Below are 23,257 nucleotides of genomic sequence, written 5' to 3' on the forward strand. Positions count from 1 at the left end.
AATGAAATGAAACTTCGGAAGAAAGGAATCAAAGTTCCGAAGATTTTTTTCGTTCCTCACTGGATAATCTAGAATATCCACGGATGAATTTCTAAATTTCCTCCACCTCTTGACTTCTGTCATAGAGACGTAGATACACTCGTCCGCTATAATGCGTCAGTTCTGAATTGTACATTTAGTAGCCAGTGATTCTCAAATACCCCATCACCAGATGAAAGAATTTTCCCTCTGCTTGAGAAATGTCGCAAATAACTATGGAACAGACGTCTAAGCTACGATACAAGAGCGTCATCTTGTCGCATTTGAGCCATACAGAGTAGAAATTGACGAGGAAACAGTTGTTAGTTTCAAAATTTGTCGTACCTTTGTCACCGCTAAGGAGCAAAGGAGCGTTGCTTTCATCCTCAAATCATAGGCTGGTGAGCCTATCTGAAGGGTCTCATTCGGAGCTTCGCAAAAAAAATCACCTCTAGCTATTGCAGTGTTGATAAGTTTTTGTACCTTTGCAGAGCAAAACAACCGAGGTGCGGTAGTTCAGCTGGTTAGAATACCTGCCTGTCACGCAGGGGGTCACGGGTTCGAGTCCCGTCCGCACCGCTCTGATTCCTCATACGAGGTCACAGCTTCCTAGACAAGATGGTCAGTAAGCATGACGGAGTAAGAGGTTTCTTAGTCTTATGGAGGTAGCGATCTCCTAGTTACAGCATTTTTTAGACTCCCCATTACTGTGTATGGCGAGTCTTTTGTACATACTCAGGTAGTCACTGCTACAAGCCCAAGTGGCGGAACTGGTAGACGCGCTAGTTTCAGGTACTAGTAAACGCAAGTTTGTGCAGGTTCGATTCCTGTCTTGGGCACCTAAAGTTGCTGTCACGGACTATAATACATATTGTATGCGCAGGTGGTGGAATTGGTAGACACGCTACTTTGAGGGGGTAGTGCCAGCAATGGTGTGTGAGTTCGACTCTCATCCTGCGTACTACGAGAGAGACCTATTGGATGACCTTATACAGATGAGGCTTCAGTAGGTCTCTCTCTTTTTGCCCTACCCTACCTTAGCCTACACCGTTGAAGACTGTTGCATAAAGGCGAATCGCTGTGTTGCTTTCGGGATTCGGCTTCGGTCACATACGGAGGTATGCTCCCTTCAGACCTCACCCTCAGCGCCTTGCGCTTCATCCTTTCTGCAAAGTCAGGACAATCTTGCAAGCAAGATTGTGAGACTGTTGACTTTTGCAACAGTCTCCGTTGGGTCAATTTGTCCTACCCTCCATATCGTCTGTCTATTTCGTCTATCTAAGGCATAGAGACAACTGATGATAAGTCGTATTCCTTGCCGTGGTATAGTTTTTGAGTACCTTTACACGGTGAGACTATTGCACGAGGGTGCCTAGCTGTGCTATTCCTCTGCATGTATCGCCCAGTGCTAGAGCCGTCTAAGCGGTACAAGGCACTACATAATTCACTCTCAAGAGATAATATATACGCATGAACTTCACGCCATACCAAATAAGTAACCAAGTGGTCAGAGCTTTTGCTAGAGCTTGCGCTATCGGACTACGTTCGGGGAAGCAATTAGATCTCTCTAAGCCACTCTTTATCGACTTAGCTCGCAGTAAAGACACCTTCCCAAGTGTCCTCATCTTGCATGCTCTGAATATACCGCTCTCTCAACTACAATACACGCTCTGTGAGGAGCCAACGACGACTGGGTACTACAAGCAGATCCAGAGCATCATTGATCAGAGTCAGTACACGATGCCCAGTGCAGAGCTTGTACGCTACTACCATGATCAGCTGAAGTCCATACTAGAGGGGTCGTGGGAGATTTTCCCTAATCATGATGACTTCCCCGTGATTGACGCACCGCGTATCGTAGCCTACATGCTACACGAGGGTCAACCAGACATTTATCCGTGGCCATACATCACCTCTCGTCCAGCTAAGGAAGATATCCTAGCTAGCTATGTGCAGAATAGCCTAGAGCATAGTGCTAAAGCGACCTCTGTAGAGGTGCAGGCGATAGCCAGTGTCGAGGCGGAGGAGCAGATGCTTCAGACGATCCTCTCCACAGCTATGATGGGGATGCCTGACGCATTGTCAGAGGAGATGCGCCAGGAGCTAAATATCGCCTCGTGGCAAGAGTCTTTTGAGAGAACTTTTTCGGACCTGTCCGCATCAGACGATACCCAGGCGAAGGAGCCTGCTAGCGACTTTGAGCCTAATGGCATTGTAAAGCAAGTAGAGGTCTTCGTCTCTCAAAACAATCCCAACGGCGAGCCCGACAAAAACTCTATGCGTGCTGTGCCTCTAGAGGAGCTACCCGAAGAGATACAAGAGCATATCAAGGCGATCATACGTCACGAGCAGCGCAAAGTAACGCAAAACTCGGGGAGCAATCCCTTTGACCTATCTGCCGAGGGCGAGAGTGGCAAGGAGGAAAAGGCTTCTAAGAAGTCTAGCAAGCGCTCTAAGACGCCTGCGCTAGATGCCTTTGCGACCAACCTTAACCAACTCGCTAAGGATGGCAAGCTAGACCCCATGATCGGACGTGCTAAGGAGCTAGAGCGTATCACGCACATCCTCTGTCGCCGACAGAAGAACAATCCTGTGCTGATTGGCGAGGCGGGTGTCGGTAAGACAGCCGTTGCCGAGGGCTTGGCACAGCTCTTAGCTCGCGATGAGGTGAGCTACAAGCTTCGTGGCAAGGTGCTTTACAGCGTAGACTTGGCACAGATGCTAGCTGGCACACGCTACAGAGGAGACTTTGAGGAGCGATTTAAGGCGCTGCTCAAGGAGGCTGAGATGCTGGGCAATACGATCCTACTCTTTGACGAGATCCACACGCTGATGGGTGCAGGCTCAACAGAGGGCAGTATGGATGCCTCCAATATGCTCAAACCGGCTCTAGCTCGTGGCACGATACAGGTGATCGGAGCTACCACACTGGATGAGTATCGCAGGACCATTGAGAAGAACGGAGCCTTGGCACGTCGCTTTCAGAAGGTGATGATCGAGCCAAACACGCCCGAGGAGACGCTCGAGATCTTGCGTCAGCTAAGAGGACGGTATGAAGAGTTTCACCACGTACACTACAGCGACGAAGCTTTGGTCGCTATGGTGCGCCTGACCAATAGATATATCTACGATCGCTACTTCCCCGACAAGGCTATTGATGTCCTGGACGAGGTGGGAGCGAGTATGCACCTCAAGGGCAAGGTGGGTGAGAGCGACAAGGTTGCTTCGCTCAGACAGCAGCTACGTACCTATCGTGCGTCTCGTGACAAAGCGGTACGCGAGAGCAACTACGACACTGCTATGACGCTCAAAGTGCAGGAAGAATTAGTCCAGAAAGAGGTGGACGAGGAGCTGGAGAAGGCGCATGCCGAGGAGGCGGGCACCTATCTACCAGTAGACGAGGAGGCGGTCGCCAAGACGGTTTCTATGATGAGCGGTGTGCCTATCTCTAACATTAGTCAGGAGGAGCACGCTAAGCTACGCCAGATGCGCCAGACGCTCAAGGATATAGTGATCGGTCAGGACGATGCGATCAATAAGGTGGTCAAAGCGATACAGCGTAACCGCCTCGGCTTGGGTAGCGACAAGCGACCCATCGGAAGCTTCCTCTTCCTCGGACCGACGGGTGTCGGCAAGACCTATCTAGCTAAGAAGCTTGCCGAGCTACTCTTTGACGATGAGGATGCACTCATACGTATTGATATGAGTGAGTATATGGAGTCGTTCAACGTCTCTCGTCTCGTGGGCGCAGCTCCTGGCTACGTCGGCTACGATGAGGGCGGACAGCTCACGGAGCAGGTGAGACGCAAGCCTTACTCGGTCGTACTCTTTGACGAGCTAGAGAAGGCGCACCCTGACGTTTACAATATACTCCTGCAGATCCTCGACGATGGCTTTATCACCGCTGCCGATGGAACGCATGTGAGCTTCAAGAATACGGTCATCATACTGACGAGCAACATTGGTACGCGCCAGCTCAAGGACTTTGGCACTGGGGTTGGCTTCCGTCAGGAGGTGCAGCTCTCCCAGACGGAGCAGGAGGCTTTGCTGAGCAAGCAGCTCAAGAAGCACTTTAGCCCTGAGTTCCTCAACCGTCTTGATGAGACGATCTACTTCGCCAGCCTGGAGAAGGAAGATATCCGCAAGATCGTGGATGTAGAGCTACGTCCTATTATGGCACGTATCACCGATCAGGGATACAACCTCGTGGTCACCCCCTCGGCAAAGGACAAGCTCGCCGATGTGGGCTTTGACCTAGAGTACGGCGCTAGACCGCTCAGACGTGCCTTGCGTCACTGGATCGAGGACAAGCTGACAGATCTTATCCTCGATGGGGAGGCAAATGTGGGTGACACGGTGCGCCTGCGTGTCTCTGAGGGCGAACTCCTCATGGAGGTGGACAAGCGTCTGCCGCAAAAGGAGTCGCAAGCAAAGAGCGATGAAGCAACACTAGGCTTCGCCCTACCCTCTTTCACCTCAACGAGTCAGAAGAGTGGTGAGCGATAAGCCATCAAACCAGACAAACATTCCAAGCTTATGAATAGTAATAAAGGACAAATCGGGGTTACGAGTGAAAACATATTCCCCGTCATCAAGAAGTTTCTCTATAGTGAGCATGATATATTCCTCCGTGAGATCGTATCCAACGCAGTTGATGCGACGACCAAGCTACGCACTCTGATAGCTCGTGGCACTGAGGTGGGTAGCACTGAGGATCTCCGTGTAGAGGTCCTACTAGATAAGGAGGCGCGCACACTGACCGTACGAGACTACGGTATCGGCATGACTGCCGACGAGGTGGAGCGCTACATCAATCAGATAGCCTTCTCTGGAGCAGAGGACTTTCTGGAGAAGTACAAAGATGCTTCAGGTAATATCATCGGGCACTTCGGGCTAGGCTTTTACTCAGCCTTTATGGTCTCCGAGCGTGTCGAGATAGACACTCTCTCCTACCAGCCAGATGCGCAGCCTGTCCACTGGAGCTGTGACGGTTCGCCCGCCTACGAGATGAGTACGGGTAGCCGTACCGAGCGAGGCACCGACATTATTATGCATCTGGACGAAGAGAGCAGCGAGTTCCTCGAGCAGGCACGCATCGAGGAGCTACTGACGAAGTATTGTCGCTTCCTCCCGATCCCCATCATCTTTGGCAAGAAGCAAGAGTGGAAGGACGGCAAGATGCAGGATACCGATGAGGACAATGTGATCAACGATACCAATCCGCTCTGGCTCCGCAAGCCGCAAGATCTTACGGACGAAGACTATCGTGAGTTCTACCGTAAGCTCTACCCAGGAGCTGACGAGCCACTCTTTTGGATACACCTTAATGTAGACTACCCCTTCACCTTGACTGGCGTACTCTACTTCCCCAAGGTGAGCAACAAGGTGGATCTGCAGAGCAACAAGATCAAACTCTACTGCAATCAGGTCTTTGTGACTGACGAAGTGGAGAACATCGTGCCTATGTACTTGACTTTGCTCCACGGTGTGATTGATTCGCCAGACATCCCGCTCAATGTGTCGCGCTCTTACCTACAGTCTGACAGCAATGTCAAAAAGATCAGTAGCTACATCACCAAGAAGGTAGCCGACAAGCTGGAGGAGATCATGAAGAATGACCGCCCCACCTACGAGGCTAAGTGGCCCGACCTCTCCGTCTTCATACATTATGGTATCCTCACCGATGAGAAGATGGAGGAGCGTGCGCTCAAGTCGCTACTTCTACTGGAGGACGTCGCTGGAAAGTTCTACACGCCTGAGGAATATCGTGAGCTGGTCAAGAGCAATCAGACCGACAAGGACGGCAAGCTCGTCTACCTCTACGCTACCGATCCTGAAGCGCAGTACAGCTACATCCAAGCTGCCGAAGCTAAGGGGTACAACGTACTCCACATGCACGGTATGCTCGACACTCCCCTACTCAATCATCTAGAGCAGAAGTGGGAGAACACGCACTTCGTACGTGTAGACAGCGACACAGTCGACCAATTGATTCAGCGTGATGACACGACAACCGACGCTTCCGCACATGAGACTGAGATCATGCGCAGTCTCTTTGCCAAGGCGCTCCCGACGGGCGAGGTCAACTATCAGGTCTTCCTACGCAACATGGGTCAGGAGGCTCAGCCGGCAGTAATCACCCGTATGGAGTGGATGCGCCGTATGAAGGAGATGTCGCAGTATCAGCCTGGGGCTTCCTTCTACAACTCACTCCCCGACAGCTATTCGCTCGTACTCAACGCTGACCACCCGCTCATCAAGAGCTTGCTAGAGGGTGAGGGCAAGGAGCTAGAGCCACAGCTGGCGTCCCTGCGCTCTCAGCTCGCCACGCTCCAAGAGCAAGTCACAGAGCTAGACAAGGAGGCTAAGGAGCAGACCGAGCCTACCGAGGAGCAAAAGAAAGAGCTACAAGATAAGAAGGAGGCTCTCCACAAGCAGCAAGAAGAGCTACACGGCGAGATGCAAAGCTCCTTCGACCAGTATGCCGAGAAGCAGCCTATGATACGTCACATCGTTGAGTTGGCTTTACTCTCAGCTGGTGAACTACGAGGCGTTGCCCTACAAGAGTTCATCAAGCGCACCACCGAACTTCTATCGTCTAAGTAAATACTCCTAAGAATATCCGTTTTTATGAAGAGGAACACTTCCCTTTGCAAGCGTCTCCTACTCCTACTAGCCCTCTCAGCCACCTGGCTCGTGGGGGCTGTAGCGCAGGAGACACCCCGCTGGCTACGCTATGCCCAGATCTCACCAGATGGTAATCAGATAGCCTTTTGCTACCAAGGCGACATCTACATTGTCGACGCTATCGGTGGCGAGGCGCGTCTCCTGACTGGCTCCGATGGGTACGAGTCACACCCCACATGGAGTCCCGATGGCAAGCGTATCGCTTTCATGAGCAATCGTGATGGGCACCGCTCCATCTATACTATGTCAGCCCTCGGTGGAGATGTCAAGCGCATCACTCACCACTCGGGCAATAGCCATACCGTCGAGTGCTACACACCCGACGGTCGTTTTATCATTATGTCCGAGGCACTCCAGCAGCCTGCCACCAGTGCACTCAATCCTTCGGGCATCCTCTCACAGCTCTACATGATACCTGTCGATGGCGGCACGCCTATGCTCTACAACGCTCGTCCACTAGAGGCTGTCACCTTCAGCCATCGTGGCGACCGCTACGTAGCGCAGGACATCAAGGGCTTTGAGAATAAGTGGCGCAAGCACCACACCAGCTCCGTCACACGAGACATTTATATAATAGACCCCAAAAGTGGAGTCACGACCGCCTGCACACTAGAGCCTGGCGAAGACCTCTCCCCCGTCTTCGGCCCCGATGACCAGACCGTCTACTTCCTCAGCGAGCGTGGCAAGAGCAATTCGCTCAACGTCTGGAAGCAGCGCATCGGTGAGCAGACCGCTCAGCAGGTGACCAGCTTCCGCAATCACCCCGTTCGCTTCCTCAGCATCTCACGCTCTGGACGGCTCTGCTTCGCCTACGATGGCGACCTTTACACCATGACCGAGGGACGCTCCCCGCAGAAGGTACAGATCACCCTGCGCTCCGAGGGACCTAAGGACAAAGTGTACCGTCGCACAGCCAGCAGTGGTGGTAGCTCCTTCACACCAAGCAGTGACGGCAAGCAGCTAGCCTTCATCATGCGTGGTGATGTCTACGTCACCTCTGTCGAGCATGGCACTACGAAGCGCATCACCCAAAGCGCTGGCGCCGAGGAGAGTGTCACCTGGAGTCCCGACAGCAAGACGCTCGTCTACGATTCACGTCGTGACGGCAAACATATCCTCTACAAGGCGACCATCGCTTCGGACAAAGAGCTAGACTTCGCCTCCGCCACCATCATCAAGGAGGAGCCCCTCATGCCCGAGTGCAAGATGGAGCAAGCCCTCCCCCAGTACTCACCCGATGGCAAGCAGATTGCCTTCGTCGGAGATCGCAAGTGCATCTATACTTATGACATAGCAAGCAAAAAGCTCACGCAGGTCACCAGTGGCAAGGATCAACCCGAGATGCACGGCTACATCAGCTTCGAGTGGAGTCCTGACAGTCGCTGGATAGCTTTCGAATATACACCCAATAGACATGCACCCTTTGGAGATGTAGGCTTGGTACGAGCTACTGGTGGCGAGGTGATCAACCTAACCAACACGGGTTACTTCAGCAACCTCACGGGCTGGGTCATGGGTGGCAATGCTATCCTCTTCACCTCAGACCGATACGGTATGCGCAACCACGCTTCGTGGGGCTCTATGAGCGACGCTTTCCTCGTTTTCCTCAATCGCAAGGCGTACGAGAAGTTTAACATGACACCCGAGGAGCGCGACCTCTACGACCGCGCAGGACTAGACACCCTGCAGTATGGCTCCGATCCCGTCCCTGCCGAGAGTGCCAAGAAGAAAAAGGATGAGACCAAGCCGATCATCGTCGAGGTCAATGGCATCGAAGACCGCATCGTACGGCTCACGCCCAATTCGAGCGACCTCGCAGACGCTTATGTCGATGCCGATGGGAAGAACCTCTACTACCTCTCAGCCTTTGAGGGCGGTTACAACCTTTGGCAAACAGATCTGCGCAAGGGCAATACCTCTATGCTCCGCCAGCTAGACCTATCGGGCAGTGCCTATATGCGTCCCACACCCAAGGGGGATAAGATCTTCGTCGTATCCTCTGGCCGAGTACAGTGCTTTACACCTGCCTCTAAGAAGTTTGAGTCTGTCAACTACCGTGCTCGTGTGGAGCTAGACAGCTATGCCGAGCGTGAGGCGATGTACGACTTTATGGTTCGTGAGGAAGGGCTACGCTTCTACCGCACAGATATGCACGGTGTAGACTGGAAGGGTCTGACCGACCACTACCGCCAGTTCTTGCCCCACATTGCAACGAGCGAGGACTTCTCCGAGATGCTCAGCGAGATCCTGGGCGAGCTCAACGTATCGCACACTGGCTCAGGCTACAGACAGGGTTCTAGCGAGCCAGCTACAGGACGCCTAGGTCTACTCTACAACTGGTACTCCCTACCCCTTGAGGGGATCATCGTCGACGAAATCGTTACGGGCGGTCCCTTTGACACCTACCTGACCAAGCTACAGCCTGGCGACCGCATCGTGGCGATCAACGGTACACGCATCGACCACCACACCGACTGGCGTAACCTCCTCACAGGTGCTGCAGGCACGCTCACGGCTGTCACTTTCTATAGTAATAAGGAGCAAAAGGAAATCACCGAGGCTGTCCGTCCGATCTCATCTGGCCGACTCTCGGGACTACTCTACAAGCGCTGGGTCAAGGCTCGCGAAGCTGAGGTACAGCGTCTCTCAAATGGTCGCCTCGGCTATGTACACATCCCGAGCATGGGCGATGATGCGTTCCGCACCGTCTACAGCGAGGTGATGGGCAAGTACTACCAATGCGATGGTATCATCATCGACATCCGCTACAACGGTGGTGGTCGTCTGCACGAAGACCTCGAGACCTTCTTCAGCGGCAAGGCTTATCTGCAACAAGAGGTGCGTGGACAGAACTACTGCACGATGCCTAGCAAGCGCTGGACCAAGCCCTCAGTTATGCTCGTCTGCGAGGCTGACTACTCCAATGCACACGGCTCTCCATGGGTCTACCAAACCCTCGGAATGGGCAAGGTCATCGGTATGCCAGTACCAGGCACTATGACCTCGGTCAACTGGGTCACGATGCAGAACCCGCTGCTCTTTTTCGGCATCCCCGCCGTAGGTTATCGCACCCAGCAGGGAGACTTCCTCGAGAATAAGCAACTCGAGCCCGATGTGCAGGTACCGCTCGACTACAGTCGCGTCCTCGACGGTCACGACAGTCAGCTAGAAGCTGCGGTACGCGTACTACTTGAGGAGGTCAAGGCGCATCCACAGCCCACCTTTCCTAAGCGATAAAAGCCAATTAACAGGACAGTAAAGGTTCGTTGACCGTGTCCTAAAGGCTAACATACTCAGTAAGGAGCATCGCGCCTCCCCACTAAATCCCCCAAGAGAGGAGATGTCGTCATCGGCATCTCCTCTTTTTTGTTCAGCGACACCTTTCTTAGTTAAAGTATCTCCCGAAGAATTTTCTAATCGCTCACGAGGAAATAAAAATTCCTCCCTGAGGGGCGAAATAAAACTTCGGAAGAATGAAATGAAACTTCGGAAGAATGAAATCAAAGTTCGGAAGAATTTGTTCGTTCCTCGGGGGATAATCTAGAATATCCACCGAGGAATTGTTTGATTTCCTCCATTGAGCCGTAGCTGAACTTATCCTAAACTATAATCAACCCCATCCAAATTCCCCAAAAGTAGTGGCTAGGTGCTGAAAAAGTCGTACCTTTGGCAGTACCTACCTATAGGTACCCTATCGAGACCTTTCTTGATTAGCTTATATCATACCACACAACGCTATGAATCGTATAGTCAGTAAGACTTTTCTCTCCGAAAAAGTAGCCAAGCTGGTCGTTGAGGCACCACTGATTGCCAAGTCACGCCGCGCTGGACACTTTGTCATCGTACGTGTCACCGACCACAGTGAGCGCGTACCCTACACTATTGCCGATGCCGATCTAGAAGCTGGCACGATCACACTTATTGTGCAGGCTGTCGGCGAGTCCTCTCAGCGACTTGTCGCTCTAAATGCAGGGGACATGATTCACGACATCGTGGGTCCGCTAGGGCAAGCCACCCATATTGAGAACTTTGGCACCGTAGTCTGTGCTGGTGGTGGCGTCGGTATGGCACCGCTCTACCCTATCGCTAAGGCTCTCAAAGCTGCTGGCAATAAGGTCATCGTCGTGGCTGCAGCTCGTACCAAGGAGCTCATCATTCTGGAGAAAGAGTTCAGAGAGTTTGCTGACGAAGTCATCATTATGACCGACGATGGCTCCTATGGCACCAAGGGTCTCGTGACTGATGGTGTCGAATCGGTCATCAAGCGCGAGAAGGTAGACCTTTGCGTGACGATTGGTCCTGCGATTATGATGAAGTTTGTCTCACTTCTTACTAAGAAATACAACATCCCCACCACCTCCTCGCTCAATACGATTATGGTCGACGGTACTGGTATGTGCGGCGCTTGTCGTATCACCGTCGGAGGCAAAACACGCTTCGTATGTGTTGATGGACCCGAGTTTGACGCTCACCAAGTAGACTTTGATGAGCTATTGATGCGTCTTAATACCTACAGGAAGTAAAAATCACTCTGAGCTAACCCCAATATTACAATGTCAGAACAAAAGGATTTGGTCACCGCTCGTCGCAACGAACCTTGGCGCGAGGAGCTTCGCAAGTCACATACAGGCAAGGAGCGCATGTCTATACCTCGTGTCAAGATGACCGAGGTAGATCCTCATGAGCGTGCTCGTAGTCTAACGAAAGAGGTCAACTGCGGTCTCACCGAGGAGGAAGCTCGTCGGGAGGCTATTCGCTGTCTGGACTGTGCCAACCCCTCTTGTATGGAGGGTTGCCCCGTGTCAATCAATATACCCTCATTTATCAAGAATGTAGAGCGTGGAGACTATGCCTCTGCAGCGCACATCATCCGTGAGAGTAGTTCTCTACCCGCTGTGTGCGGTCGTGTATGTCCTCAGGAAAAGCAGTGCGAGAAGCACTGTATCTACACGGAGAAAATGAAGCGTGATGCCGTTGCTATCGGATATCTAGAGCGCTTCGTAGCAGACTATGAACGAGAGAATGGGCTATATGAGCTACCCGAGATGGCGCCAGCCAATGGAAAGAAGATTGCCGTCATCGGTAGTGGTCCTGCAGGGCTCTCCTTCGCTGGCGATATGGCTCGCTGGGGTTACGATGTGACTGTCTTTGAGGCTCTGCACGAGGTCGGTGGCGTACTTAAGTATGGTATCCCCGAGTTTCGTCTCCCCCTACGAGTGGTCAATGCCGAGCTCAAGATTTTGGAGCAACTAGGCGTACACTTTGAGACCAATGTTGTCGTGGGTCGTACACTCTCTTACGAGCAGCTACAGGAGATGGGCTTCGTAGGCATCTTCGTAGGTAGTGGAGCTGGCTTGCCCAACTTTATGAATATCCCTGGCGAAAACCTCGCTGGCGTTATGAGCTCCAACGAGTACCTCACCCGTGTCAACCTAATGGGCGCTGGTACCGAGGGCGCTGAGACACCTATATATAAGGGAGACGTGGTCGCAGTCATCGGTGGTGGTAACACCGCCATGGACTCAGTCCGTACGGCACTCCGCCTTGGTGCTAAGCGTGCTATGATCGTCTACCGTCGTAGCGAGGAGGAGATGCCAGCACGTCGTGAGGAGATCCTACACGCCAAGGCTGAGGGCGTTGAGTTCCTCACGCTACACAACCCCATTGAGTACGAAGGCAACGAGAAGGGCAAGGTGTGCCGTATGAAGCTACAACGTATGGAGCTTGGCGAGCCTACACCTGATGGACGTCGCAAGCCTGTCCCTATTCCTGGCGCTATTGATGAGGTAGACGTAGACGTGGTGGTCGTGAGCATCGGTGTTTCGCCGAATCCACTCATTCCACGCTCTTTCCAAGGGCTGGAAGTTTCGCCCAAGGGAACCGTCATCGTCAACGAGCATAACCAAAGCTCCCTCCAGGAGGTCTACGCTGGTGGCGACATCGTCCGTGGTGGAGCGACAGTCATCCTCGCTATGGGTGACGGGCGCAAGGCTGCTGCCAATATGCACGCAGCTCTGAGCCAGCAGTAACTCAGCATAGCCAGTCATCCTACCTATGCTGGCGCGCATCATCTTACCCCTAGCCCTCGAGGAGGAGTACACCTATCGTGTACCCGAGGCGCTGTGTGAACAGGCGAGGGTAGGTATGCGTGCACTGGTACAGTTTGGCAGTAAGCGCTACTACTACGCTATCATATCTCAGCTGATTGAGGAGTCGGAGAGACCTCTCGGTCAGCTGAAGTCTATTATAGCTCTACCCGACAGAGAGGCGATAGTGACTCAAAGTGAGATCGACCTCTGGCGCTGGGGCGCGACCTATTATATCTGTTCGCTGGGCGCTTGGCTCACGGCTGCTATACCGAGTAGCTACCTACCTTCTAGCGAGACGCAGGTAGCGTGGAGAGAGCCTGACGAAATGCCCGAAGGCGATCATGCGACCGACTACAAAGCGACCGAGCTATCGGAAGAGATACGTCGTGAGCTCCTCTCTATACGAGGGCATCAAGCGAAGGTAAGCAAGCTGGCGAAGCTCCTCGGCGATCGTATCTACCCCGAGATAGACCGGCTTCTTCACGCTGGTGTACTCATAGGCAGCGAGTCCATCCCACGCTACAGCCGATCCATACAGGTCGGCTCGCCAGCTGTGCAGTTTGCTGAGGAGCTATGCTCCGAGGAGGCACTCTCCGAGCTTGTTGAGAGCCTCTCCCGAGCCAAGGCGCAGAGGGCTATGGTAGAGCAAATGATCGACCTCCTCTACCAGCATGAGCTACCTCTCGACACGCCCCTACTTCGAGAGACACTCGTTGGTCGTGACACCAATAGGCAGGCGACCCTCCGCACACTCATCAAGCGGGGCGTCCTGCGAGATACTGCGACACTCTTTGATCCACTCGTACGTCCCACAGTACAGCGCATAGCCTCTACAAACGAGTCCAGCCGACAGAGCCAACTCTTCGACAGTCTCATTGGCGAAACCTCCCACCCCGTACTCTACCAAGCGACCAGCAATGAAGAGCAAATAGAGCTAGTCGTCTCAATGGTTGAGCAGATGCTACAGCGAAGCCCCTCGGCACAGGTAGCTATCTACGTACCACAGCTCTTCCTCTTTGACCAAAGCCTCCTCTACGGAGCCTTACAGCAATTAGCCAGAAGTGACGAGGCGACACCCTTTGATCTAGTCCTCTACAGTTCCTCCACGACAGACGCCGAGCGGATGGCACTCCGTGCTAGACTCCTCGGGCTGACGCACCGAGAGCGTGGTCTCATCGTCCTCACCTCTCGTATGGGCTGCCTTCTCCCGCTCTCACGCTGTGACCTTGTCATCGTGACCGACGAGGAGAGCAGTCGCTACAAGCAGTCCGAGCCAGCGCCTCGCTATCATGCTCGTGACCTGACAGTCGTTGCTTGTAAAAGGAGCCAGACACCGCTCCTACTGACTACCGTTGCGCCTTCTGCCGAAGCTCTGTACAACGTAGAGCGAGGATACTACCACTCGCTCAATCAGCTAAGCGCATCGGCCACTCCAAAGGCACCACGCCCCTTCGAACTCATTGACCTATCCCTACAGCGTAAGCAGGGCAAGCTACCGTGGGGACAGATGCTCTCCATCGAGCTACGCAAAGCTCTCCTCGACCAGTGCCAAGCAGGACACAAAAGCATCCTCCTCCTCAATCGTCGTGGCTATGCCCCGCACCTCGTCTGCAGACATTGCCAGAAGACCCTCCAGTGTCCCAATTGTGATGTCGGGTTGGTTTACCACAAGTCCACGCAGAGCGTCAGCTGTAGCTATTGCAACTTCACCGCGCCCGCTCCTCGTGCCTGTCCTCATTGCCATCAGAGTGATATGCCAGCTCTAGGCAAGAGCGAAGCTCCGACAGATAGCAACCTTGGTGCCTTCAGCATACAGGGCTACGGCGTGGAGCGTATCGCCGAGGAGCTCACGCTCTTCACTCCGCCTGAGGTCCCCATTCTAGAGCTCAGCGCCTCTCAATACTATAATAAGGAGTCGCAGCAACGGATGCGTCTGCTGATACGTAGCGATGAGCCAGCCATTCTGGTCGGCACCTCAAGCCTTATCTATCTAGATGCCATTAGCAACGTGGGACTCATTGGCTTGGCAAATTTAGATCAATTGATTGTGGGCGACGACTTTAGAGCCAACGAACGAGCCTATGCTGCGCTCAGCCGATTCGGGAGCAACTACCCCACGGCACAGCTCTACATACAGAGCTATCAGACCGACAGCCCGCTACTTGACAGCTTGCAGGGCGGAGCCACAGCAGAGCCTTATGGCGTGAGCGAGCTAGCAGAGCGGGAGTACCTCCACTTCCCCCCTTACGTACGCCTCATCTACGCTTACGTACGAGGAGCCTCCCAGGGAGATGTCTGCTACACTGTAGCGGCCCTCTCACGTCTGATGCAGGCAGAACCGTTTCAGTCGCTCTGGCAAGCCTCAGCACCCATTGCGCCCTACGTCTCTTGGGTGCGTATGCGCCATATTCGCTATATTTGCACAAGAATTCGTCCCTCTAGCTCTTGGCGGGAGGTACGCACGCAACTTTCTCATATTATCTCCACGGTACAGCAGAGCGCTATCCAAGCGCGGAGGGTACAGATCTACTGCGATGTAGATCCTCTCTAGCGAAAGTCTAGTCCTGCCCCTCAGCTTAATCGTGAAGTCTTATAACCCATTAGAGTCCCCTGAATAGTATCCATGTATCACTATCGCTTTACCTTATTATTACTCATCACCCTCCTCGGGTTCCCCCCATTGATAGCACAGGCGCCCCACTCAGCAGAGATCCACAGCGAAACTGATAGCGTCACGGCACCCGCCGTCGAGCTCACCACGCTCAAGGTCCAGTACCTCCTCAACCGTGCCAATCCTGTAGCGCCACTACCCAAAGAGGTGCTCCCCACGACACTCCTAGTGCAAGCTCCCCTCTCGTCTGCTGTAAGCGTCATCTCTAGTAGCAAAAGCCCCGAGCTATCCCTAGACTTACCCACCAGCTTAGTCTGCAAAAGCTCCCCACTCGCCACAGCACTGCACGGTGAGGAGCTACAGCTCCCCATCCTACAGCAATACTACGAGCGTAGCTTGCAAAGCGTCAACCAGCTCAAGCTCTCTACCCCCGCACTGATCTCTCGTCAGGAGGCAGACCTACTGGCACACCGCATCGATATAACCACCGTCGGAAGCTCAAAACCCATCGTTGCAGCAACCATCGACACACCCTTTGCTAGCGTGGATGTGGCAGACCAGCTACACGGAGTCACGCTTACCAGGAAGTATTGGTTCCCAGGACTAGAGAGCAACATACAGTTTAGCCAAACCTATATCTCGCCCAACTGGCACAAGGGTGGTAACAGCGCCCTAGCGCTCCACAGCAAGCAGCTCCTCCGTCTCAGCTACGAGCGGGACAAGGTCAACTGGCTCAACGAGCTAGAGTGGCGCGTCGGCCTTAACGCCGAGATACGTGACTCGCTCCAGGGGTACAACATCTCCGACGACCTCCTCCGTATGCGTAGCAACCTAGGCATCAAAGCCTTCAAGGGGTGGTACTACTCACTCGACGTAGAGGCACGCACACAGGCTTTCGAGCAGCGCTCAGAGGACAAGAAGGTACTTTACTCTGCCTTTGCCTCACCACTCACCCTCACCTCTGGTCTCGGTATGAAGTGGGTCGTAGACAACAAGTCCAAGACCCACTACGGTCGGCGCTTCAGACTTGATCTCAACATCGCTCCCCTCGCCTATGACTTCAAGTGGTCCGCACGCAAGGATATAGATATGACCCGACACGGCTTTAAGGAGGGCAAAAACATCTACAGTGCCATCGGCTCTATGCTACGCGCCAATATGATTTGGGACTTTACCGACACCTTCACCTGGGAGTCGCGTCTCTACTACAATACCAGCTACAAGCGCATTGAGACCGAGTTTGAGAATTCCCTCATCTTTGCCTTCAGTCGCTACTTCTCCACTCGTGTCAATGTCCTGCTTCGCTACGATGATGCGGTACCTATCACACCAGAGAAAAGGTCTCGCCTGCAAATCTACCAGATGCTCACGGTCGGCTTTGACTTAAAGATTTAAACTCCACTGGCACTATGCAATTTACCATAGATCACACCTGTCCTCATAGCGACGCACGCACGGGCGTCATCAAGACCGCTCACGGAGATATACAGACCCCCGTCTTCATGCCCGTAGGTACCGCTGGAGCCATCAAAGCGGTCACGATGGAGCAGATGGAGCAAGAGACCGACGCACGGATCATCCTCGGCAATACCTACCACCTCTACCTGCGTCCAGGCATTGAGATACTCAAAGAGTTCGGCGGGCTCCACCGCTTCGGCACTTGGAGCAAGCCTATCCTGACCGATAGTGGAGGCTACCAAGTCTTCTCGCTAGCTGCCATGCGTCGCATCACCCCTGAGGGAGTCACCTTCGCCTCGCATATTGATGGCTCCAAGCATCTCTTTACCCCCGAGCGGGTTATGGAGATAGAGCGCGCCATCGGAGCAGACATTATGATGGCCTTTGACGAGTGCTGTCCAGGCGATGCTAGCTACGCCTATGCCAAGCAGTCGCTAGATACCACCGAGCAGTGGCTCGACCGTTGCATCAAGCACCTTGAGCAAACCCCACCACTCTATGGCTACGAGCAGGCACTCTTTCCGATCGTACAAGGATGCGTCTACCCCGACCTCAGACGGCGAGCTGCCGAGCATATCGCTTCGCTAGGCGCTCCAGGCAATGCCCTCGGCGGACTAGCTGTCGGCGAACCTACCGACAAGATGTACGAGATGATTGAGCTGACCAATAGCATCCTGCCCAAGGATAAGCCTCGCTACCTGATGGGTGTCGGCACCCCAGCCAACATACTAGAGGGCATCGCACGAGGTGTCGACATGTTTGACTGTATCATGCCAACACGCAATGCTCGCAATGGTCAACTCTTCACCTGGCAAGGTACCATCAACATACGCAATGCCAAGTGGCGTACCTGTCACGAGCCGATAGATCCCGAGGGTACAGCATCGACCGACCACCGCTACACCCGCGCCTACCTCTACCACCTCTTTAAGGCGCAGGAGATTACGGGGCTCACACTGGCCAGCATCCACAACATAGCCTTCTACCTCGACCTGGTCAATCAAGCGCACGACCACATCATCGCAGGCGACTATACCGACTGGATGCGCAGCGTCCTACCCGCCCTCGCCCGCCGATTGTAGCCTCCGCCTCTTCATACGGCATCAGAGACACGAGCCGTGCTTCCCCCACTCAGCAGGGAGGCACGGCTCGGTGCGTGTAGCCCTTTGTAGTAATGCACAGCTAGTGTCTAGCGGGGATGCTCTGTGGTATCCGCCACTAGCCAGTATACACGATTTAGCTAACTACCAGTACATCAGCTTGAAACTTTAGTTTCACCCTATTGAAACCAATATCTTAGGCGTATCAGTGGGGATGGCGATGAAGAGCGTCTTGAGATTTACCGTCTACAAGCCGAGCACGTCCCTGGTGTTGTAACGCAGGGCTGACGCATTATAGCGGACGAGACCCTCTACGTCTCTACGACAGAAATCGGGAGGTGGAGGAAATCGGGAAATCCCTCCGTAGATATTCTAGATTATCCAGCGAGGAAACGAAAAATTCTTCGGAACTTTGATTTCACTCTTCCGAAGTTTCATTTCATTCTTCCGAACTTTTATTCCCTGGTTCCGTGGAGAATTTTCGTTTGCTCCCTGGAGATTCTAGATTTCCTCAGTAGAGATTGGACTTAACGAAGATGTATGGGTATCAATAGCGCTATGAAGCCAAGCTCAAGGCACATATCCCAGAGTTGTCATCCAAGCATAGTTTGTGGAGCACTAAGATATAATGCGTCAGCCCTGGTGTTGTAACGGCTTTGTAATCGTTATGTGCGCCATTAGTCGTACATTTGCAGTAAATCTTATGCAATCTATGCCTGAAGAGAGCTTTCATCCACAGCAGGTCGATATAGCAGCTATCCTCAATCGACGACGCAAGAAGCCTTTGCCCGCCTTTGTGACTAATGGTGTGGCACGTCTGATCCATCAGCGTGAGATCAATGATGTGCTACGGCGCTACGGACATCTCGAGGGGGTTGATTTTATGGATGCCCTGATCCAGGAGTTTCGCATTGACCTGACGCTCGTCGGGGCGGAGCATCTGCCCGCAGACCCTCGCGCCCTCTTTATCAGCAATCACCCACTGGGGGGGCTGGACGGGATATGCCTGACTCACCTCATAGCTGGTCACTATCACTCTGATATCCGCTACATCGTCAACGATCTCCTGCTGAATCTCAAGCCTCTCGCCAATATCTTCGTACCGGTCAATAAGTACGGCGCTCAGGCGCGCTCCTCGATACAGAGGATGCACGAGGCGCTGGAGAGCGATCTGCCTGTGATCACCTTCCCCGCAGGGCTCTGCTCCCGCCTCATCAAGGGTCAGATACAGGACCCGCTCTGGCGACCAAGCTTTATCAAGCAGGCTAGACAGTTTCGCCGTCCCATCGTGCCGCTCTTCTTCCACGGGCGCAACTCGATGAAGTTTTACCGTATCGAGCAACTGAGGAAAGCGCTCGGCATACGCTTTAACATTGGCACGGCATTGCTACCACACGAAATGTTTGCTGCACAGGGGAGCTCCTTCACCGTAGTGGTCGGTGAGCCTATCCCCTACGAGACGCTCGAGGGGGTGAAGCCGAGCGACTTACCTCAGCAGGTTGAGCTCATACGGCAGCAAGTATACCAACTGAAAGACCAACTATCCAAATGAGTGCTACAGAGCAACCCATCATAGCGCCGATAGATCGGCAATTGATCCGACAGGAGCTGACACCTGAGCTCTTCGTCCGCAAGACCAATAAGAGTAATAATGAGATCTACGCCTTCCGAGCTGCTCAAGCCCCCCAGACAATGCGTGAGGTGGGGCGTCTGCGCGAGGAGAGCTTTCGTGCTGGCGGTGGCGGCACGGGCCTTGAGTGCGATATAGATAAATATGATCTGATGGACGATGGTTACGTACAGCTTATCGTCTGGAGCCCCGAGCTGGAGAAGATCATGGGCGGCTACCGATACATACTCGGTGAGGCGGTGCTACGGCATCAGGAGCAGACGGATGCGCTGGCGACATCGCATATGTTTGGTTTCAGCGAGGAGTTCGTACGCGACTACCTCCCCTACACGATCGAGCTGGGTCGCTCATTCGTGAGCCAGGAGTTTCAGACGACACGGGCGGGGCTCATGTCTTCCATCTACACGCTCGACAACCTATGGGACGGGCTGGGTGCCTTGACGGTGATCTATCCTGAGATCAAGTACTTCTTTGGCAAGGTGACCATGTACAAGACCTACAATAAGTACTGCCGCAACCTGATCCTCAAGTTTATGGAGATCTACTTCGGCGACAAGGATCAGCTGGTCTTTCCGATGAATCCAGTCGAGGTGGACATTGACCCAGCGGAGATAGATCGTCTCTTTGTCAAGAATGACCTCAAGAGCGACTACCGCACGCTCAAGGCGGAGGTACGCAAGCACAATATCAACATCCCCCCGCTCTTCAACGCTTACATGTCGCTCACACCGAAGATCCGCATCTTCGGCACAGCGATCAACGATGAGTTCGGCGATGTCGAGGAGACAGGCTTGCTGACGCCTATTGCGGACATCATCCCGGAGAAGAAGGAGCGTCACATAGACACCTACCAGCAAGCCAAATAAGTAGTAAAGGCTCCCCTACTCATGGCTCTTGCTAATGAGCTCGGCGCTGCTGGCGAAAGGGCAGCTCAGCGCTACCTCCTCTCTCGGCACATACGCCTCCTTGAGGTCAACTGGCGTGACCCGCTCTGCGAGATTGACATCATAGCGTCTGACGGTCGGCACCTACTGATCGTCGAGGTCAAGAGCCGTATGGAGTACACCGCCACGAGTCCGCTAGATGCGGTCGACCAGGCGAAAGCACAGCAGATGATGCTCGGTGGTATGCGCTATGCACAGCGAATGCGCATCGACCTACCGATACGCTACGATGTCATCGAGGCGCTCTACTGCCCAGCGAGTGACCTCTTTGAGATTAAGTACCACAAGGGATACTTCTCGGCAGAGGAGATTGCCCTCCAAGAGACACTTCCCCACGGCTCCATCCAGCCCTAACGGCGGGATACTCCTGAGAGTTGCGGGACCTAGACAATAAAAGAGAAGAGTCCTACGTATCACATGGACACGTAGGACTCTTCTCTTTATTTGTTGCTCCTAGACGACTAGAGCTAAAGCTTAGCGTCTAGAGCTTAGCGAATCGGTTCGCGGGGGATTACATCATTCCGCCCATGCCACCGGCACCTGCCATAGCTGCAGGATCGGGCTTGTCCTCCTTGATGTCGGCGATGACGCACTCAGTCGTGAGGAACATGCCAGCGATAGAAGCAGCATTCTCTAGAGCCACACGCGTTACCTTGGCGGGGTCGATGACACCGTGCTTCATCAGATCCTCAAAGCTGTCGGTACGAGCGTTGTATCCGAAGGCACCCTTGCCGTCACGAACACGCTGTACGACTACAGCACCCTCCTTAGCAGCATTAGCTACGATCTGACGGAGAGGCTCCTCGATAGCACGCTTGACAATCTCGATACCCGTGCGCTCGTCGTCGGTGTCGCCCTTGAGCTTCTCAACAGAAGAGATAGCGCGGATGTAAGCGGTACCACCACCAGGTACGGTACCCTCCTCGATCGCAGCACGTGTAGCGCTGAGCGCATCCTCGACACGATCCTTCTTCTCCTTCATCTCGACCTCGCTACCAGCACCTACGTAGAGGACGGCAACACCGCCAGAGAGCTTAGCAAGACGCTCCTGGAGCTTCTCACGATCATAGTCGCTCTTCGTATTCTCAATCTGATGACGGATCTGGTTAGCGCGATCTGCGATAGCCTCCTTGTCACCGTCGCCATTGACGATAGTGGTCTTGTTCTTGACGACCGTGACCGTCTCAGCGCTACCGAGCATGTCGATCGTGGCATTCTCCAGCGTCAGACCTGTGTCCTCGCTAATGACAGTACCACCCGTCAGGATAGCCATGTCACGTAGTATCTCCTTGCGGCGATCGCCGAAGCCTGGAGCCTTGACACCACAGATCTTAAGACCAGCGCGTAGTCTGTTGAGGACAAGCGTGGTCAATGCCTCGCTCTCGATATCCTCAGCAATGATCAGCAGAGAGCGACCCTGCTGGAGCACCTTCTCTAGTAGTGGTAGAAGGTCCTTGATGGTAGAGAGCTTCTTCTCGTAGAAGAGGATGTAAGGCTTCTCCATACGGCACTCCATCTTCTCCGTATCTGTGACGAAGTAGGGAGAGATATAGCCGTTGTCAAACTGCATACCCTCGACAATGTCTACCGTCGTATCGATACCCTTGGCCTCCTCAACGGTGATGACACCCTCCTTCTTGACCTTCTCCATAGCCTGAGCGATCAGTTGGCCGATCTCCTCATCGCCATTAGCCGAGATGGTAGCCACATGAGCGATCTGCTCTAGGTCATCACCCACCTCCTTAGCTTGCTTGCGGATACTCTCGACGACAGCCTTGACAGCCTTGTCGATACCACGCTTTACCTCCATAGGATTAGCGCCAGAGGTAATGTTCTTCAGACCAACATTGATGATGCTCTGAGCTAGTACCGTAGCGGTAGTCGTGCCGTCACCAGCATCCTCATTGGTCTTAGATGCCACCTCACGTACGAGCTGGGCACCCATATTCTCAAATTCGTTCTCTAGCTCGATCTCCTTAGCGACCGTCACACCATCCTTGGTAATGTGCGGAGCGCCATAGCTACGAGAGAGGATCACGTTGCGACCCTTCGGGCCAAGTGTCACCTTTACAGCGTCTGATAGCTGGTCTACGCCACGCTTGAGGAGGTCACGAGCCTCTATGTCAAACTTAATTTCCTTTGCCATAATTGTATCTGTCTATTTACTTGATTCTTGATTAGGATAAGACTGCGTGGACTAGAGCGTAGCGAGCACATCGCTCTGCTTCATGATCATAAGCTTCTCGCCCTCGATCTCTATCTCCGTGCCAGCGTACTTGCCGTATAGCACCTTGTCCCCGACCTTGAGGACCATCTCCTCATCCTTCGTACCCTTGCCCACAGCGAGTACCTCGCCCTTGAGGGGCTTCTCCTTTGCTGAGTCTGGGATGATGATACCACCTTGTGTCTTCTCCTCTGCAGTAGCGGGCTTGATCAGCACGCGGTCTGCCAATGGTTTGATTGTCATAGTTTATCTTGGTTATATATTAAAGTCTCACTTACCGCGCCCCTCCATACGGGAGGCACGCATTAAGACCAAAGCAAATAACGTGCCAAAAAGGGAGAAGGCGCCTCTTGACAAAAGCATCGTGACAGAATAGCACAGATAGAAGTGGCGGGTAACCCGCTGTAGGGACGCTCGATCTGAGCGTCCGTCCTCGTTAAAACAACGGTGCGGTAACCTTTGACACAACGGACGCACAGATCGAGCGTCCCTACAG

Annotated in this window: 13 protein-coding genes and 3 tRNA genes; 14 read left to right on the plus strand and 2 right to left on the minus strand. The window is 53.5% G+C overall.

What is annotated here, in order from left to right:
- Window positions 1–523 precede the first annotated feature (523 nt).
- The 14 genes from Q0X57_RS02110 (at window position 524) to Q0X57_RS02175 (ending at window position 20,891) form a co-directional block, all read left to right on the plus strand.
- Window positions 524–597 (plus strand) — tRNA-Asp (locus tag Q0X57_RS02110).
- A gap of 176 nt (window positions 598–773) precedes the next feature.
- A tRNA-Leu gene (locus Q0X57_RS02115) sits at window positions 774–857 on the plus strand.
- A 38-nt stretch (window positions 858–895) separates the two neighbouring features.
- A tRNA-Leu gene (locus tag Q0X57_RS02120) sits at window positions 896–979 on the plus strand.
- 509 nt (window positions 980–1,488) lie between these two features.
- A complete protein-coding gene (locus Q0X57_RS02125; RefSeq protein ID WP_297726947.1) occupies window positions 1,489–4,524 on the plus strand; it encodes an ATP-dependent Clp protease ATP-binding subunit in 3,036 nt (1,011 codons plus the stop codon).
- 30 nt (window positions 4,525–4,554) lie between these two features.
- A complete protein-coding gene (gene htpG, locus Q0X57_RS02130; RefSeq protein ID WP_297726950.1) occupies window positions 4,555–6,624 on the plus strand; it encodes a molecular chaperone HtpG in 2,070 nt (689 codons plus the stop codon).
- Between the two features lie 24 nt (window positions 6,625–6,648).
- Window positions 6,649–9,942: a S41 family peptidase gene (locus Q0X57_RS02135; RefSeq protein ID WP_297726953.1), complete on the plus strand. Its 3,294-nt coding sequence runs from the start codon at window positions 6,649–6,651 to the stop codon at window positions 9,940–9,942.
- A gap of 500 nt (window positions 9,943–10,442) precedes the next feature.
- Window positions 10,443–11,228, plus strand: a complete 786-nt coding sequence (locus Q0X57_RS02140; RefSeq protein ID WP_297726955.1) for a sulfide/dihydroorotate dehydrogenase-like FAD/NAD-binding protein — start codon at window positions 10,443–10,445, stop codon at window positions 11,226–11,228.
- A gap of 30 nt (window positions 11,229–11,258) precedes the next feature.
- Window positions 11,259–12,734, plus strand: a complete 1,476-nt coding sequence (gltA, locus tag Q0X57_RS02145; RefSeq protein ID WP_297726958.1) for an NADPH-dependent glutamate synthase — start codon at window positions 11,259–11,261, stop codon at window positions 12,732–12,734.
- A 25-nt stretch (window positions 12,735–12,759) separates the two neighbouring features.
- Complete coding sequence (locus Q0X57_RS02150) at window positions 12,760–15,345, plus strand: primosomal protein N' (protein ID WP_297726961.1); 2,586 nt, start codon at window positions 12,760–12,762, stop codon at window positions 15,343–15,345.
- A 72-nt stretch (window positions 15,346–15,417) separates the two neighbouring features.
- Window positions 15,418–16,800 (plus strand): DUF3078 domain-containing protein, encoded by a 1,383-nt coding sequence (locus Q0X57_RS02155; RefSeq protein ID WP_297726964.1) that lies wholly within the window; start codon window positions 15,418–15,420, stop codon window positions 16,798–16,800.
- A 14-nt stretch (window positions 16,801–16,814) separates the two neighbouring features.
- Window positions 16,815–17,945 carry a tRNA guanosine(34) transglycosylase Tgt gene (gene tgt / locus Q0X57_RS02160; protein WP_297726967.1) on the plus strand — a complete coding sequence of 377 codons (1,131 nt, stop codon included), beginning with the start codon at window positions 16,815–16,817 and terminating at the stop codon, window positions 17,943–17,945.
- 730 nt (window positions 17,946–18,675) lie between these two features.
- The gene (locus tag Q0X57_RS02165) at window positions 18,676–19,515 is read left to right on the plus strand and encodes a 1-acyl-sn-glycerol-3-phosphate acyltransferase (protein WP_025882861.1); all 840 of its coding nucleotides are present in this window, start codon (window positions 18,676–18,678) and stop codon (window positions 19,513–19,515) included.
- Window positions 19,512–20,459 carry a GNAT family N-acetyltransferase gene (locus Q0X57_RS02170; protein WP_297726972.1) on the plus strand — a complete coding sequence of 316 codons (948 nt, stop codon included), beginning with the start codon at window positions 19,512–19,514 and terminating at the stop codon, window positions 20,457–20,459. Before Q0X57_RS02165 ends, Q0X57_RS02170 begins: the two co-directional genes overlap by 4 nt.
- Window positions 20,460–20,480: 21 nt before the next feature.
- Window positions 20,481–20,891 carry a YraN family protein gene (locus tag Q0X57_RS02175; RefSeq protein ID WP_297726974.1) on the plus strand — a complete coding sequence of 137 codons (411 nt, stop codon included), beginning with the start codon at window positions 20,481–20,483 and terminating at the stop codon, window positions 20,889–20,891.
- Window positions 20,892–21,048: 157 nt separating this feature from the next.
- Here the strand turns inward: Q0X57_RS02175 and groL are convergent, their stop codons facing one another.
- Both groL and Q0X57_RS02185 read right to left on the minus strand, forming a co-directional pair.
- Entirely contained in the window at window positions 21,049–22,683 is a 1,635-nt protein-coding gene (gene groL, locus Q0X57_RS02180) for a chaperonin GroEL (protein WP_297726977.1), read from the minus strand.
- Window positions 22,684–22,734: 51 nt separating this feature from the next.
- Complete coding sequence (locus tag Q0X57_RS02185) at window positions 22,735–23,004, minus strand: co-chaperone GroES (RefSeq protein WP_025882864.1); 270 nt, start codon at window positions 23,002–23,004, stop codon at window positions 22,735–22,737.
- Between the last annotated feature and the right edge of the window lie 253 nt (window positions 23,005–23,257).

This window comes from uncultured Porphyromonas sp., from assembly GCF_947254915.1.
Lineage (GTDB): Bacteria > Bacteroidota > Bacteroidia > Bacteroidales > Porphyromonadaceae > Porphyromonas.

Bases quoted from the DNA above. Each gene is read 5' to 3' on its own strand.
- Q0X57_RS02125 (WP_297726947.1), top strand. From the start codon at position 1,489: ATGAACTTCACGCCATACCAAATAAGTAACCAAGTGGTCAGAGCTTTT.
- groL (WP_297726977.1), bottom strand. From the start codon at position 22,683: ATGGCAAAGGAAATTAAGTTTGACATAGAGGCTCGTGACCTCCTCAAG.
- Q0X57_RS02175 (WP_297726974.1), top strand. From the start codon at position 20,481: ATGGCTCTTGCTAATGAGCTCGGCGCTGCTGGCGAAAGGGCAGCTCAG.
- Q0X57_RS02185 (WP_025882864.1), bottom strand. From the start codon at position 23,004: ATGACAATCAAACCATTGGCAGACCGCGTGCTGATCAAGCCCGCTACT.
- Q0X57_RS02150 (WP_297726961.1), top strand. From the start codon at position 12,760: ATGCTGGCGCGCATCATCTTACCCCTAGCCCTCGAGGAGGAGTACACC.
- Q0X57_RS02135 (WP_297726953.1), top strand. From the start codon at position 6,649: ATGAAGAGGAACACTTCCCTTTGCAAGCGTCTCCTACTCCTACTAGCC.
- Q0X57_RS02140 (WP_297726955.1), top strand. From the start codon at position 10,443: ATGAATCGTATAGTCAGTAAGACTTTTCTCTCCGAAAAAGTAGCCAAG.
- htpG (WP_297726950.1), top strand. From the start codon at position 4,555: ATGAATAGTAATAAAGGACAAATCGGGGTTACGAGTGAAAACATATTC.
- gltA (WP_297726958.1), top strand. From the start codon at position 11,259: ATGTCAGAACAAAAGGATTTGGTCACCGCTCGTCGCAACGAACCTTGG.
- tgt (WP_297726967.1), top strand. From the start codon at position 16,815: ATGCAATTTACCATAGATCACACCTGTCCTCATAGCGACGCACGCACG.
- Q0X57_RS02155 (WP_297726964.1), top strand. From the start codon at position 15,418: ATGTATCACTATCGCTTTACCTTATTATTACTCATCACCCTCCTCGGG.
- Q0X57_RS02165 (WP_025882861.1), top strand. From the start codon at position 18,676: ATGCCTGAAGAGAGCTTTCATCCACAGCAGGTCGATATAGCAGCTATC.
- Q0X57_RS02170 (WP_297726972.1), top strand. From the start codon at position 19,512: ATGAGTGCTACAGAGCAACCCATCATAGCGCCGATAGATCGGCAATTG.